The sequence below is a fragment of the Saccharobesus litoralis genome, from assembly GCF_003063625.1.
Classification (GTDB): Bacteria; Pseudomonadota; Gammaproteobacteria; order Enterobacterales; family Alteromonadaceae; genus Saccharobesus; species Saccharobesus litoralis.
Window position 1 is genome coordinate 384,249 of sequence record NZ_CP026604.1, and the last position, 14,370, is coordinate 398,618.

Consider the following 14,370-nt stretch of genomic DNA (forward strand, 5'->3'; position numbering starts at 1 on the left):
AAAGCCCAAGAAAATGGCGGAAAAACTGGCTATTTTGCTTTTTTCTACAATGCTTATCTATAAGACTTAAAGCATGAGGTAGCTCAATGATAAAGTACTTAAACTCGCTAAAACGAGTGTTGGTTATTCTATCCTGCATATTGCTATTAATAGGGTTGGCTGGTTGTAATTCTACGCCTAGCCGATTAACTGAAAGTCAACTCTCCAGTTACTTTGCTGACAATCAATTTGCTAATCACAATAAATATTATATCGAAAGCGCGAAAGATATTTTTACCTTAGATGACGATATAAAAAAAACCATTCGTCGTAAAATCAGTTCTACGCATTCACATGAAGAAAGAGTGAAGCGTTTAATGACAGAGATTATTGGTAAACCCAATAAGGATTATATCTATAGTGGTGCAGCTGATTTAACCGCTAGTGAGGCTTATCGTTATAAAACGGCTAATTGTTTGTCTTTAACCATTATGGCGTATTCAATGGCTAAAGAAGCCAATATTGGTGCGGCATTTCAAGAAGTATTCGTGCCCGAGTTTTGGACCGATCGTCAAGGGCAAAAATTAGCGAATGGCCATGTCAATTTGCGTTTATTTGCTACCCAACACAACCATATTTATCATCATTCGATTTACACTAAAGAAGTTGATTTTGCGCCAGAGGTTAACAGCCAATCATTAAACAAACGGACAATTTCAAAAGCGCACATTCAAGCCTTGTTTTACAATAACAGAGCGGCAAATGCGTTAATCGAGGGTGATTTAGACTACGCTTACCATTACCTTAAGCAAGCTATAGAATTACACCCAGATGATTCGCCAACTTGGTCTAATCTTGGTTTACTTTACAAACGTCGCCAGTTAATTGCTTTAGCAGAAAAGGCCTATAATAAAGCGCTTGAACTTGACCCTAATAATTTAACTCCCTTGGACAATTTAGCCGTGTTGTATAAACAGCAAGGTAAACTAGCATTATCAAAAAGCATACAAGATAAATTAAAAACCAAGCGAGCTAACAACCCATTTTATCATCAATATCAAGGTGACTTAGCATTAGAAAGCGGCGACTATTTGGCTGCTGTTAGCCACTATAAACGAGCCATTCGTATAGCACCCAAACATGACAGCTTTTACTTTGGTTTAGCTAGAGCGTATTACAGTTTAGGTGACAACAATAAAACGCAACAATATTTAGCTAAAGCTAAGCGATATGCCGATTTTGACGATGACTCCCATCGCTACCAAGCCAAGTTGAATATGCTTGGCAATTAGCTATTACACTCGCTTTCCATGTGTAAAATAAATTGATGTGCTGCATCTATATCTAAATAGCCGTCTTTCTTTTTATAGCTTCGTAAAAACTGATAGCATGCTACGACTTTTTTTAACGTATCTAGGCTCATTTCGCCTTGCTCAGTAGCAAAACTTTCAGTTATCAATTGATGAGCGGCAGACAAGGCGGCTACATCTACTACCTCAGCTTTACGATATTGATACCCTTGCCCTGTTGCCAACCATTCTAAAGAACAATTAGCTTTGTACGCGATTTGGTTTGCCTTGGATAAACTCGGCTCTGAGCCCGCTAAATACTTACGTAACAAACTTTCACTAATGCCGACTTGGCTAGCAAACGCCACATTAGATTTAGTGCCTTTCAAAGTTTTCAAGCGACCCGCGAATGTCGAACTATCTTGCTGGGTCATATTAAAAACTCGATCCGGGTTGTTGCAAAAATTCAACCTCTTCAGCAGTCGAGATCCTACCCAGTATATGATTGCGATGAGGATAGCGACCAAACTGATCAATAATCGCTTTGTGGCGCAACTCAAAGTCTAACTGAGTTTGCATGTCAGCTTGTGAAAAAAGTAATACCGCTTGTTCATGCACCTCTTTTGATTCGCTATGCATAAAAGGCATGTAAACAAAACCCAACTTAGGTTGAATAAAATGTTTGTCTAATCCCAACTCTATCATCTGCTGCGCAAGCAATAACGCAAGATTGTCATTTGCAAAAGCTTTGGCTGTACCCCGGTAAATATTGCGTGAAAATTGGTCAAGCACGATAATTTCGGCTAAGCGCCCTTCTGCTGACTGGCGCCATTCCGGTAATAACTCTTGTTCAGCTAAGCACAACGTATTAGCAAATTTTTGAGTAACTAGCGCATCAAATTCGTTATTTTTCTGCCACCAAGCTTGAGCCGGTATTTGCTCGAACCAAAACTCGATAACGTCGGAGTAGTTGTTTGACATAGTAAAGTTCCGATATCCGTAAGCCACATAAATACAATATATAAAGAATACAGTATATCAAGCTAATAACAGCTTATAGTCAAAGCGATCAGGTTTTAGGGGCTGGTTTCCTGTTCCCGACGAAACCTAAGTACCCACTACCCTGTCTCTAGACCTACCTCCATGTAAACACCAAAAGTAGGGGCTTGTAAGCCAAGTCGAGATTAAGCACAGACAATGAACCATAAGACTTGAGCGAGAAGACTATTTTCAAAATACTTTACCAACATGCAACGGGTTGATGTCGTCACTTGCTATAGTATTTCCAACACAGGGCGTTTTAAATTCTGAGGGGGAATCAGTTGCTGCTTCAACAATACAATCCTTACCTTGTTTCTTAGCTTGATATAAAGCCTGATCCGCTTTATTCAACGCTTGCTCAAATTCCATACCATTGAGTAACGGCATAATACCAATAGAAACTGAAATTTCCGTTACTTCCCCAGTATCTAATCTATGTTCAGTATTGCGATAGATTTTTTGTACTCGTTCAGCAACTTGCCGTGCTAGTGGTAAATCGCCTTGAATGACCACTAAAAATTCTTCACCACCATAACGAAACGCATAATCATCACTTCGAACCGCTGTTTTAATGATCTGTGCTGCGTGCTTAATTAAAATATCACCTTGTAAATGGCCAAACCTGTCATTAAATTTTTTAAAATTGTCTAAATCTAACATTAGCAAGGTATGAGGCGCATTCAGCAAATCAGCTTGCGCTAATTCTTGTTTAAACTCGCTATTGAGAAAACGGCGGTTATAAAGACCCGTCATAGAATCGGTATTGCTTGCCGACGTTAACGCTAACTTTTGTTGTTTTAATAAATTAACCTGAGCTTTATATTCGCTAGACCAACGAAATAACCCTAATGTGATAAATATAATACCGACGTCAGACGCTATATTTTCCAAAATTAAAGATAGATAAGCAGGTGAGATAATGATGATTTCATCTAATAAATCATGTACATGGCCAATAAACAATAAACACAATCCGTAAAATAATCGCAGTGTTTGCGTAGTTTTGCCGGTCACCCGAATATTGACCCAGAGCAGAAAAAGAATAAATAACAGAATGAAAGCTTCACTGTATAAATCAAAATAATTGATTTCGTTGGCTGGCAACCATTGGCAACTGGAAAATAAATGCACTGTCCACAGGGCTAACAAGGCAAGCAAGATGCTGAATTGATGAGTTTTTCTCATTGTTATTAATTTTCTGATTAGGAGTCATAAGGTTTAGCTAATCGCGCGAAGAACATACCAACAAATTATTACAATTTGACTGCCATTCGTTTCTGTAACAAAAAATGTTTAAAACAACTGCGCCCACATTCCTAATACGGTGGTTATGCAGTGGTTAAGAGTTAAGCCACATACGTATGCATAGCCGGCAATAATTTTGAATACGTATGCAAGCTAGTTACTTCTGTCAATTATTCAATAAGATAGACCGCAAGAAAGACATGGCTTTTTTGTCATAACTCCCTTTCTGTTGGTTGTGTTTGCTCTTGTCGAGGTTTCATACTTTTTCTCGGCAAGAGTTTTTTCCTTTGCTTAAAACCTCTGCTTTCAAACATTCCTCTCAACCTTTTCTACCCTGACCGTATCAAACTACTGAAAAATCAACCTAACGATTTACCTAAATTTACGCTATACCTCAGAGAATTATCAATTCAACAATGTATTATTGTGCATATATACATTTATGATTTCAGGTATAGATAACATGACAATATTTAAGCCCTGCCTCGGCTTATATCTCATTTTAACAAGCATACTCAGCGTGATTCCTTTGATGGCTCATGCCGCTAACAATCAAAAACCTAATTTTGTTTGGCTGATCAGTGAAGATAATTCAAAACACTATCTAAATCTTTACCACCCCCAAGGCGCTAAAATGCCTAATGTAGAAAAACTAGCCGAGCAAGGGTTAATATTTGAAAATGCGTTTTCTAACGCCCCTGTGTGCTCAACGGCAAGAACAACCTTAGCCACCGGCGCGTATGCTTCGCGTATTGGTACGGCTTATCATAGAGCTTACCAACAAGTACCATTACCAAAAGGGTTAAAACCCGTAAGCCAATTGTTACGAGACTCAGGTTACTACACCACTAACCGAGCCAAAGAAGATTACAATTTTATCAACAGTGATCAGTTTTGGGATCAATCAAATGGTAAAGCACATTGGCGCAATCGAAAAAGCAAGCAACAACCTTTTTTTCATGTTCAAACTTTCACCATTACACATGAATATAACTTACATTTTCCAGCCAATGATGTTATTGAAAAAACGACTCAACATGACCCTAATAACATAGTACTACCGCCTATTTATCCGAACACTGAAACATTCCGATATACCTACGCACGAACACTTGATAATCACGTGAAAGCCGATCAACAGATAGGTCAAGTCATTCAACAATTAGAGCAAGACGGTGAGTTAGAAAATACCTTTGTTTTTTATTTTGGTGATCATGGTGGAGTACTACCAGGTAGTAAAGGTTACCTGTTCGAACGAGGTCTAAACGTACCTTTAGTAGTGCGTATTCCTAAAAATTATCGTCATCTCATTGCTGCAGATTTAAATAAACCGAATAATTTACGTTTAGATGGTTTTGTTAGTTTCGTTGATTTTGCCCCAACCCTACTAGCCTTAGCCAACTTAAACACGCATGAACAGCATGATGGTTCGGCATTTTTAGGCAAAAATATTGATAAAAAAGCATTAAATTCACGCAATTCAACACTGAGCTACGCCGACCGCTTCGACGAGAAATCAGACAGAGTTCGTAGCCTGCGAATTGGTGATTTAAAATACATTCGTAATTATCACGCTTATATGCCAGACGGTTTATTCGCTAATTATCGCTATAAGCAAGTTGCATTCAAACAATGGCGAGAGCACTACGAAAATGGCTTATTGAACAAGGTTCAGGCCAGCTTTTTTACAGCTAAACCTGTTGAGGCATTGTACGATATAAAAAATGATCCGTATGAAACAGTTAATCTTGCCAAACAGCCAGAATATGCAGCCATTGTCAAAGACATGCGCAATAGCCTAACCGCGCGATTAAAAAGTTTACCTGATTTAGGTTTTTACCCAGAATCGTTATTACATATTGATGCTTTTGATAACCCAACCGCGTTCGGTTTACGTCGTCAAGCCAATATCAGTCAATTAATTGATATTGCCAATTTACAGCTTGAGCCTTTTTCAATGGTTAAAAATCAATTGAATAAGCTACTGGATGCCAATGATGACATGCAACGCTACTGGGCTATTGTGACCTTGACCACCTTTGGGCAGCAAGCTAAATCATTTTCTACAAGAATCGAGTCGCTGCTTAAAAATGATCCTAATGTATTAGTGAAAGCTCGAGCGGTGGAATTTCTAACTCTTGTTAACAATTACAACCCAGTTAGCAAAATTGAATCTTTACTTAAGCAAAAGCAACATGAACTCGTTGATTTAGAAATTCTCAACATTGCGACATTATTGCGTGACTTAAAAGGTTATTCGTTCAATATACAAAGCAAACCAGAATGGCAAACTCATACACACCCTAACCAAAACACCAGTAATCGTAAAAATATAAATTACTGGTTACAGGTTCGCCTTGAATACCTAAACAACTAAATTATTAATTATTAAATTGCAGTCAGTTACCTGAGTGGAACAAACATTCAAGCGCTGACTGCCCATTTGCCAACTCCAATACCCCAATAAACAATGACTCACGCAAACGGCCAAACACTCTTCTAAAGCCTTTGCGGTCTAAAACCTGACAACGGGTGAATTTGCTGGCATTATTCTTTTTCTGATTAAACTACTAACTACACATCGAATAATGATCAACAAGCACCTTGGCTTCGCACTCACCCTAATTGCGCTTTTACTATTTGTACCTGGGATAATTTACCCTATGTTCTCTCTGAATATGGAACTAAAAGCACAATTAAGCCAGTCAATACTGACTAGCCCTATCGTCAATAAAGAGCTGTCAATATTAGCGACAGTTGAAGAGTTATGGCGAGATGAAAGGTTGTTGGTTGCTATGCTCATATTCGCCTTTTCAATACTCATCCCTGTTATAAAAACGGCTTTAGTTTGTTTAGCTTACTGGCGAAAAAATACAGAAATAGAACAAAAAATCATGAAGTTCATATCGAGTATAGGCAAATGGTCGATGGCCGATGTATTTGTTGTTGCGGTATTTTTAGCAATATTGTCAACTAATCATGCTGAAACACAAGACACTCAGCAGTTTGCTATTTTTGGCTTCAAACTCGATTTATTAATCAGTAGCGAAACATTATCTAATGTCGGTAGCGGCTTTTACTTTTTTACCGCTTATTGTTTACTATCCCTATTAGGAAGCCATCTTTACCAAAAAACCGTTACAAACTAACTTTACATTTGCTTTACAAAATTCCGATTAACCTTCCCCGATAAAATTATTAATATATAAATCTCACTGTTTAAAAATAAACGGATAGTAAGATGAAAGCAAAAAGGTTAATACTCAGTGCGATTAGTGCCGCTGTTTTACTAGGTTGCGGAAAGGACACCAACCAGCCTACTCAAGAAACTAAAATAGCTGAGACAAAAACGCTCGCTGTCGGATCCAATAAAAACGTATATACAGAAGATTGGAAATCATTAGCCCAAGTCAACGAAAGACCAGATTGGTTTTTAGACGCCAAGCTTGGTATTTATACCCATTGGGGACCAGTATCAACCGGAAACATTGATATGGTTCCGGGTGTAGGTTGGTATGGCTTAAACCTATACATGGACGAAGTTTACAACTGGAAAACAGGCGAAAAACGTTTACGTAACGGAAAAACCTTTCCTTCTACCACCTTTAAGCATCATAGCAAGGCACATGGTCATCCATCCGAATTTGGCTATAAAGATTTAATTAAAAAGTTTGACCCAAGCGCATTCGACGCCGAACAATGGGCTGATTTGTTTGCCAAATCAGGCGCCAAATTTGCTGGCCCTGTCGCAATGCATCATGACAATTTTGCCATGTGGGACAGTGAAGTCACTCGCTGGAATGTTAAAGATTTCACCGGCATAGATGTCACTCAAGAGTTAAAATCTGCAATCGAAAAACGCGATATGAAGTTTTTAACCTCATTTCATCACTCGTTCACTTGGGTTTATTACGCCAACGCATACAAATTTGACGCAACTGAAGAGACCTCAGATTTATATACGGATCAACATGAACTCACTGACTTTAAACCCACTAAACGCTTTCACGATGAGTGGTATGCAAAGTTAAAAGAAGTGGTCGATAAATACGAGCCGGACGTTGTTTGGTTTGATTGGTGGGTTGAAGAATTAGACGAATCCTACCGTAAAAAATTCTTAGCTTACTACTACAATAAAGGTCAAGAATGGGGCAAAGATGTAGTTGTAAGCTACAAAAATACCTCATTCCCATCGTCAACCGGTATATACGATTACGAGCGAGGCCGCCCAAATAAACTCAAAGATCAATTCTGGATGACAGATACGTCACCAGGGGCATGGTTCTTCCGACAAAACGCTAAATTTGTTACACCAAATGAAATTGTCGATATTCTTATCGATATTGTATCTAAAAATGGTTTGATGTTATTAAACGTGCCACCGAACCCTGATGGATCGATTCCGCAAGAAATGCAGGATATGTTGATTCAAATGGGTGAATGGTTAGCCATTAATGGCGAAGGTATATATGAAACTCGCCCTTGGAAAGCATTTGGTGAAGGTCCCACTCGAATTCGTGGCGGTGGTCATAAAATTGAAAAGCAAAAAATTGCTTATCAAGAACAAGATATTCGCTTTACGAAAAAAGGCAATGACACCCTATTCGCATTTGTTATGGATAAACCCAGCCAAGATATCGTGATCAAAACCTTAAGTTCTGATCTGTCATTACTTGATGCAAAAATCGAAAAAATTGAAATGCTTGGCAGCAACGAACCTGTTGAATGGTCTATTCAATCTTCTGGTTTAGTCATTAAGCAACCTCAATCTGTTCCTAGCGATTTCGCGGTTGGCTACAAAATTAGCTTAGAACATGAAAAAGAATGGGGTATTGGTGGCGAAGACGATCCAACTTAGAACAGTATAATGTCCTACATCTATTTGTATTTAAAATAGTCCTTTTAACAAGCCAATCATTAGCAACGATTGGCTTTTTTAGCCTAATGTTAAACGCCTTCATCCAATTTAGGTTGCGATGAAGCGGGCCAAGCGTTGATAACCGCTTTCACCAAAGCAGCTAGAGGGATAGCAAAAAACACGCCCCAAAAGCCCCATAAGCCGCCAAAAAATAACACAGCGATAATAATCACCACTGGATTTAAATTGACCGCCTGTGAAAATAAGATAGGGACAATAACATTGCCATCAATCGCTTGAATAATACCGTAAGCAATCATCACGTACCAAAATTCAGCACTTACACCAAACTGGAATAATGCAACAGCCGCTACAGGTATGGTAACAACCGCAGCCCCTATATAAGGGATCAGCACAGATAAGCCTACTGCAACGCCTAATAAGATGGCATACCGCAAATCAAGCAATGCAAATGCGATGACCGATGCTAAACCAACAACGACAATTTCAATGACTTTTCCTTGAATGTACTTACCGATTTGCAAATCCATTTCTAACCAGACTTTTATCGCTAAACGTCGCTGATTTGGCATAAACCTTAAGCAACCTCGAATCAGTTCCTCTTTGTCTTTTAACATAAAGAAAATCATCAAAGGAACCAACACTAGATAAATAAGAATAGCCACTAAATTAAATAAAGAACTGAATGACATAGATACCAACGTTTTGCCACCTTGCATCATTTGTTTGGTTATATCGTCAATAAATGTCGAGGCTTGCTCAGTACTAATTAAGTTAGGATATTGTTGTTGCAACTCAAGCAAATACACTTGCACACGAGAAACAATCGTCGGCACTTCAGACAGTAAATTGGCTGCTTGTTGCCATATTAACGGTGATAAGCCAAATAATATGGCACTACAGATCCAGACAAATACGAATAAAACAAAGCCGACCGCGAATATACGCCTAACACCGCACGCAACGAGTCGATTAACTGGCCATTCCAACAAATAAGCAATCACTAGTGATACTAAAACTGGGGTGAGTATACCGCCCAAAAAATAGATAGCCGCAGCACCGACTAATAGTATCAGGGCTAATGCGATAGCATCTGGATCAGAAAAGCGTTTGTTGTACCAATTAGATAATGTCTCTAGCACAGATTAATTCCCTTAAATTTGTACAAATATTTGAGTTTGCGTTTGATCAATTTTTACTGTGTCTACGATATAACCCATTTTATTAGCCCAGCGACGCACATCAATACTTGACGCTGGATCACTCACCAAAAGACTAATGTTGTCGCCTGATTGGCACTTTTTAACCGCTAACTTTAATTTAAGTAATGGCATAGGACACTTCAGTCCTCTCGCATCTATTTTATGTGACATTTGTGATCTTTAGGTTTAAGCTCAAAGGAGTGAGACCGAAAATGATAGATCTAACAGTAAAAGCCTGTAGCGCTTAATGCTTTTAGAAATCTATCTTGTTATTTTCTGTCAAAATTCCACTCAATTTTATGAAGAGTTTGACGACAATATAACCTAAAGCCGTTGTGACAGAAAACTTTTTGAGGAACCTATGTCAAATAGTTCGATAAATCGGCCTGAGTTGCCAGAAAATCCGAAAGTAAAAGATATTAACAAATACAAAAAGCAACTTAATTGGGGCGACATGCCAGCTTTTTATCATTTGGTCTCTTCATCGGTTAGCGAACTAGAAAGCCTTGGCGCTATGGGCTTTGATAACGCCTTAAAACGCATATTAAATAAGCACAATTGGAATTTAGAAGCGCTAGGTGGCTATATTGACGACAATAACGAAGTTCACGCCGATAAAAAACCACGCCTAGCCTTGTATCAAGTGTTTACAGAAAGGGGCTTTGAAATTCATTGCTTTCCATTAGCAAAAAATAAAGAAATTGATCAATATGTGCGCGGCCACCGATTAATGGAGTTTAACACTTGGGATCCTGGCACAATGCGCTTATTATGTCGCATAAACCAATTGCATCAGTTTATTGCTTTTTATTTTCAGTCTGGTGATAAAGCCGACCGTGCATTAATTGATTACGCTGGCAAACTTGTACATAAAGTGATTAGCTATATGCAAAAACATATTGATGTTGTCAAAGTCGATGGCGTGACAATTGAAGACTTTATGAAACAACAAGAAAAACTTTTAGACGACTATGATATGGATAATTTAGAATTGGGCGGATTAAAAGGGAACAATATTCTAATTGAACTATCTAAAGATTCAGACACCAAAACTTAATTAACCTTATTAGTGCACATTGCTATTTTGAAAATATCTCAATTCACCAAAGTTTTTAGTTTTATATTGTCCTTTTTATTGCCTATTATCAGTTGGCAAACAAGTGCAGACCAGACTAAAAACAAGCTGCCTGAAATGGGCACCATTGCCACCCATACATTATCGATTGAACTCGAAAAAACCCTTGGTGATGTTATGCGTCGCCAATTACGAGCGCAAGCGCCCATTGTTTACGACCCTTTAGTCAACGAATACTTAAATGACTTAGGTAATCGTTTGGTTTCAAAAGCGTCTGACGTTAAATATCCATTTTATTTTTACGCACTAGAACAAAATTCAATTAACGCCTTTGCCACTTTTGGCGGCACCATTGTCGTTCATACTCAAACCTTAGTTGAATCTCAGTCTGAAAGTGAATTTGCCTCGGTTGTTGCTCACGAAATTGCCCACGTTACACAACGTCATATTGCACGTAAAGGCGAAATGCAGCAGCGTAACAGTGCCGCTAATATTGCTGCGCTACTTGGCTCGGTATTGGTCACTATGATCAACCCCAATGTCGGTATGGCGGCGTTAATGACGACCCAAGGCGCTCAACAACAAATGGTGCTTAACTATACACGCCACCACGAAAAAGAAGCGGACCGCATTGGCCTACAAACGTTAGTCGCTTCAGGATTTGATCCACGTGGCGCCGAAAGCTTTTTTGGCCGTATGGCAGAGCAGCAAAGATACAGTACAAAACTACCGCCAATGCTTTATTCTCATCCACTGCCAGAAAATAGAATGGCCGACATAAAGTCACGCGTTGATGGCATGCCGATTGGCATTTACAGTCAAAATATCGAATATAATTTTGTACGAACCCGTGTCATAGCACGCCATACCTTATCTCCCGACTATCATGAAAAATCATTTCGACACGACGTAATGAAGTTACAAGGCGTCGATAAAGTCGTCGCACAATATGGTTTAGCCATCGCTTTAGTTGATCAAAAAAAATATCAAGAATCTAAGCAAATTCTAACCTCGTTACTCAAGCTCGATCCCAGTAATTTACACTTTGTCGATGCCATGACTGATACGTTAATTGGTTTAAAGGAGTTTGAATCGGCTTACGAAATGCTTGAAAAATACCGAGCTCAGCGCCCCACTAATCAAGTAGTAGTATTAAATTACGCCAATGCGTTAAACTACGGCAAACGCTATAAAGAAGCGATTGAATTGTTAAAAGACTACTTATTGCTTAATCCGGAACAACACTTAGCTTGGCAATTAATCACTGAATCTTATAAAGGTGCTGAAATGTCGAGCCAGTATCATCAAGCAAAAGCTGAGGTTTTAGCGCAAAAGCTAGGGTATCAACAAGCCATTGATGAGCTGCATACCGCTCACAACCATACACCAAAAGACAATACCGCCGACCGAAAACGAATTTCTGCGCGCATTAAACAACTCAGAGAAGAAATCACTAAGTTAGAAAAACTCTAACTTTAAACACATATCAATAGAAGAACTGACTATGTCTATCACCATTTACCATAACTCAAGATGTTCCAAAAGCCGTCAAACCCTAGCTCTACTTGAAGAGAAAGGCATTTCGCCCGACGTAGTTGAATACTTAAAATCGCCTTTAACCGCTGAAGAAATACAACAAATTCTAGTTAAGTTGGGCTTTGATAGTGCTCGCCAACTTATGCGTACAAAAGAAGCTGACTATAAAGACAATGGTTTAAAAGACGTAACAGACGAACAAGCGTTAATTCAAGCTATGGTTGATTTTCCTAAATTAATTGAGCGCCCTATCGTGGTTAATGGCGATCAAGCCAAGTTAGGCCGTCCACCAGAGCAAGTATTAGAGATACTATAAAATAGTAAGTGCGACGTGTACGTCGCACAAATATTGTCACCATCAATTAATTTTAATCTATGTCTGTCTCTATTCTTGTACTTTATTACAGCCGTAACGGTGCCACTAAAGCCTTAGCCCAAGCCATAGCTGCAGGCATTGAGTCAACAGAAGCTGAAGCTGTGATCCGCACCGTGCCGGCAGTTTCTGCCAATAGCGAACAATCCATTCATGCTATACCGGCGGATGGCGATATTTATTGTGAATTAGATGATCTGCGTGAATGCGATGGTCTTTTACTCGGCAGCCCAACACGTTTTGGCAATATGGCGGCGCCACTAAAATACTTTTTAGATTCTACCAGTGAACTCTGGCTAAAAGGTACATTGCAAGATAAACCCGCTGCGGTTTTTACCTCAACCGGATCGATGCACGGCGGGCAAGAAACAACCTTAACCTCTATGATGTTGCCTTTACTGCATCATGGCATGATGATTTTGGGTATTCCCTATACTGAAGGCGAATTAATGACCACCCAAACCGGCGGTACGCCTTATGGTGCATCACATTTAGCCCAACATAAGGCAAATAAAGTCGCACAATTGAGCGATGACGAATATAATCTCGCGCTGTCTTTAGGTAAACGTGTGGCGAATACCGCCTTAGCTTTAAAAAATGGCCGATAATCCAGAACTCAATCCCAATATTACTCCTGATAACCCATATAACACAGCACAGCATATTGCTAAAACGCGTAAAGCTAAACTGGCCGCGCTGACTGGCTATTGGGGGTTATTTATTCTCGTTCCACTTTGGCATATTGTTTTAGCGCCCCACCCTGATATTTCACTTGGCTTTTTATTAACTATTTGGTGGTTACCCTTGTTTTTACCTATGCATGGTTTAATTAAAGGTAAACCCTACACCTATGCTTGGGTTAATTTTATTACTTTGTTTTATGTGTTGCATAGTTTAACCATGATATACGCAGAACCAACAGAACGAGTGTTAGCAATTATTGAATTTTTATTGGCTTGTGTATTTTTTACTGGGGCTTGTTATTACGCTCGCTGGCAAGGTCAGTACTTAGGCCTTGGCCTTAAAAAGAATAAAGATAAAACTGCGCGATAAGCATTTCTAGTTTGGACAATGGGCAAAAACATGATCTAGCCATTGTCCAATCTTAAATAATAAACGGATTCAACTAAAACAATTCGATGCCCAACTTATTGTATCTCACTCGCCACGGTCAAACGACTTGGAATGTTGAAAAGCGCTTACAAGGCCAATTAGATAGCCCTTTAACCGCTACAGGAGTTGAGCAATCTCGTTTAGTTGCCCAAGCTTTAAGCGAAGTTGGCATTGATAAAATAATTACATCTCCACTGGGAAGAGCCGTCGATACTGCGAAAATTTGCCAGCAAGCGCTATGTTCAAATACCCTAATTGACAAAGATTTAGCAGAACGTCATCTTGGTGACTGGCAAGGTCAAAAGTTAGAGCAAATACAACAAGATGACAACTACCATAATGCTATGGCGCTAGTTACAGATTGGCCGATCCCAAGTGGCGAAAGTGCTTTAGATTGTGGGCGTAGATTAAAGCAATGCTTAATCAACCTTGTTCAAAAGCATGCTAATCAAAATTTGCTGGTGGTTACTCACGGAGAAGCATTACGTTGCCTAATTTATCAACTCAATCAAAACACCTCCGATGATTCAAAAAAAAATGCTCTGTATTCGAGTGCCTACGAGCTTTTTGACAACGGTTGTATCATCAAGCTGCACTGGAATGGCTCGCATTTCACATTCCAAAACCCAGTGTAATAG

General features: G+C 39.1%; 15 protein-coding genes. 10 read left to right on the forward strand and 5 right to left on the reverse strand.

Annotated features, from left to right (window positions below; translation table 11 throughout):
* The first annotated feature begins 86 nt into the window (after positions 1-86).
* Positions 87-1,271, forward strand: coding sequence for a tetratricopeptide repeat protein (locus tag C2869_RS01405; RefSeq protein WP_108601259.1), 1,185 nt, complete (start codon positions 87-89; stop codon positions 1,269-1,271).
* Here the strand turns inward: C2869_RS01405 and C2869_RS01410 are convergent.
* The 3 genes from C2869_RS01410 to C2869_RS01420 all read right to left on the reverse strand — a co-directional run bounded on the left by C2869_RS01410 (position 1,268) and on the right by C2869_RS01420 (position 3,494).
* Positions 1,268-1,702 (reverse strand): hypothetical protein, encoded by a 435-nt coding sequence (locus C2869_RS01410; RefSeq protein WP_108601260.1) that lies wholly within the window; start codon positions 1,700-1,702, stop codon positions 1,268-1,270. The two genes, C2869_RS01405 and C2869_RS01410, sit on opposite strands and share 4 nt — an antisense overlap.
* A 1-nt stretch (position 1,703) precedes the next feature.
* Positions 1,704-2,249 carry a DUF924 family protein gene (locus tag C2869_RS01415; RefSeq protein WP_108601261.1) on the reverse strand — a complete coding sequence of 182 codons (546 nt, stop codon included), beginning with the start codon at positions 2,247-2,249 and terminating at the stop codon, positions 1,704-1,706.
* 249 nt (positions 2,250-2,498) lie between these two features.
* On the reverse strand, positions 2,499-3,494 hold the full coding sequence (locus C2869_RS01420; RefSeq protein ID WP_108601262.1) for a GGDEF domain-containing protein: 996 nt from the start codon (positions 3,492-3,494) through the stop codon (positions 2,499-2,501).
* Positions 3,495-4,017: 523 nt separating this feature from the next.
* Here C2869_RS01420 and C2869_RS01425 point away from each other — a divergent pair.
* From C2869_RS01425 to C2869_RS01435, 3 genes are all read left to right on the forward strand, one after another.
* A complete protein-coding gene (locus C2869_RS01425) occupies positions 4,018-5,931 on the forward strand; it encodes a sulfatase family protein (RefSeq protein WP_159083977.1) in 1,914 nt (637 codons plus the stop codon).
* 211 nt (positions 5,932-6,142) lie between these two features.
* A complete protein-coding gene (locus tag C2869_RS01430) occupies positions 6,143-6,703 on the forward strand; it encodes a paraquat-inducible protein A (protein ID WP_108601264.1) in 561 nt (186 codons plus the stop codon).
* Positions 6,704-6,795: 92 nt separating this feature from the next.
* Positions 6,796-8,412, forward strand: a complete 1,617-nt coding sequence (locus C2869_RS01435) for an alpha-L-fucosidase (RefSeq protein WP_108601265.1) — start codon at positions 6,796-6,798, stop codon at positions 8,410-8,412.
* Between the two features lie 89 nt (positions 8,413-8,501).
* Here the strand turns inward: C2869_RS01435 and C2869_RS01440 are convergent, their stop codons facing one another.
* Positions 8,502-9,575, reverse strand: a complete 1,074-nt coding sequence (locus C2869_RS01440) for an AI-2E family transporter (RefSeq protein WP_108601266.1) — start codon at positions 9,573-9,575, stop codon at positions 8,502-8,504.
* 12 nt (positions 9,576-9,587) lie between these two features.
* Positions 9,588-9,806: a sulfurtransferase TusA family protein gene (locus C2869_RS01445; protein WP_108601267.1), complete on the reverse strand. Its 219-nt coding sequence runs from the start codon at positions 9,804-9,806 to the stop codon at positions 9,588-9,590.
* Positions 9,807-9,996: 190 nt separating this feature from the next.
* Between C2869_RS01445 and C2869_RS01450 the strand changes: the two genes are divergently transcribed.
* The 6 genes from C2869_RS01450 (at position 9,997) to C2869_RS01475 (ending at position 14,367) form a co-directional block, all read left to right on the forward strand.
* A complete protein-coding gene (locus C2869_RS01450) occupies positions 9,997-10,692 on the forward strand; it encodes an MPN domain-containing protein (RefSeq protein ID WP_108601268.1) in 696 nt (231 codons plus the stop codon).
* A 27-nt stretch (positions 10,693-10,719) separates the two neighbouring features.
* Complete coding sequence (gene bepA, locus C2869_RS01455) at positions 10,720-12,183, forward strand: beta-barrel assembly-enhancing protease (RefSeq protein ID WP_228710733.1); 1,464 nt, start codon at positions 10,720-10,722, stop codon at positions 12,181-12,183.
* A gap of 31 nt (positions 12,184-12,214) precedes the next feature.
* On the forward strand, positions 12,215-12,562 hold the full coding sequence (gene arsC, locus C2869_RS01460; RefSeq protein ID WP_108601269.1) for an arsenate reductase (glutaredoxin): 348 nt from the start codon (positions 12,215-12,217) through the stop codon (positions 12,560-12,562).
* A 59-nt stretch (positions 12,563-12,621) separates the two neighbouring features.
* Positions 12,622-13,227 carry an NAD(P)H:quinone oxidoreductase gene (wrbA, locus tag C2869_RS01465; RefSeq protein WP_108601270.1) on the forward strand — a complete coding sequence of 202 codons (606 nt, stop codon included), beginning with the start codon at positions 12,622-12,624 and terminating at the stop codon, positions 13,225-13,227.
* A complete protein-coding gene (locus C2869_RS01470) occupies positions 13,217-13,672 on the forward strand; it encodes a DUF2069 domain-containing protein (protein WP_108601271.1) in 456 nt (151 codons plus the stop codon). The genes wrbA and C2869_RS01470 overlap by 11 nt, the downstream gene beginning before the upstream one ends.
* 86 nt (positions 13,673-13,758) lie before the next feature.
* On the forward strand, positions 13,759-14,367 hold the full coding sequence (locus tag C2869_RS01475) for a histidine phosphatase family protein (RefSeq protein ID WP_108601272.1): 609 nt from the start codon (positions 13,759-13,761) through the stop codon (positions 14,365-14,367).
* Positions 14,368-14,370 lie beyond the last annotated feature (3 nt).

Bases quoted from the DNA above. Each gene is read 5' to 3' on its own strand.
- C2869_RS01405 (WP_108601259.1), top strand. From the start codon at position 87: ATGATAAAGTACTTAAACTCGCTAAAACGAGTGTTGGTTATTCTATCC.
- C2869_RS01410 (WP_108601260.1), bottom strand. From the start codon at position 1,702: ATGACCCAGCAAGATAGTTCGACATTCGCGGGTCGCTTGAAAACTTTG.
- C2869_RS01415 (WP_108601261.1), bottom strand. From the start codon at position 2,249: ATGTCAAACAACTACTCCGACGTTATCGAGTTTTGGTTCGAGCAAATA.
- C2869_RS01420 (WP_108601262.1), bottom strand. From the start codon at position 3,494: ATGAGAAAAACTCATCAATTCAGCATCTTGCTTGCCTTGTTAGCCCTG.
- C2869_RS01425 (WP_159083977.1), top strand. From the start codon at position 4,018: ATGACAATATTTAAGCCCTGCCTCGGCTTATATCTCATTTTAACAAGC.
- C2869_RS01430 (WP_108601264.1), top strand. From the start codon at position 6,143: ATGATCAACAAGCACCTTGGCTTCGCACTCACCCTAATTGCGCTTTTA.
- C2869_RS01435 (WP_108601265.1), top strand. From the start codon at position 6,796: ATGAAAGCAAAAAGGTTAATACTCAGTGCGATTAGTGCCGCTGTTTTA.
- C2869_RS01445 (WP_108601267.1), bottom strand. From the start codon at position 9,806: ATGTCACATAAAATAGATGCGAGAGGACTGAAGTGTCCTATGCCATTA.
- C2869_RS01450 (WP_108601268.1), top strand. From the start codon at position 9,997: ATGTCAAATAGTTCGATAAATCGGCCTGAGTTGCCAGAAAATCCGAAA.
- arsC (WP_108601269.1), top strand. From the start codon at position 12,215: ATGTCTATCACCATTTACCATAACTCAAGATGTTCCAAAAGCCGTCAA.
- wrbA (WP_108601270.1), top strand. From the start codon at position 12,622: ATGTCTGTCTCTATTCTTGTACTTTATTACAGCCGTAACGGTGCCACT.
- C2869_RS01470 (WP_108601271.1), top strand. From the start codon at position 13,217: ATGGCCGATAATCCAGAACTCAATCCCAATATTACTCCTGATAACCCA.
- C2869_RS01475 (WP_108601272.1), top strand. From the start codon at position 13,759: ATGCCCAACTTATTGTATCTCACTCGCCACGGTCAAACGACTTGGAAT.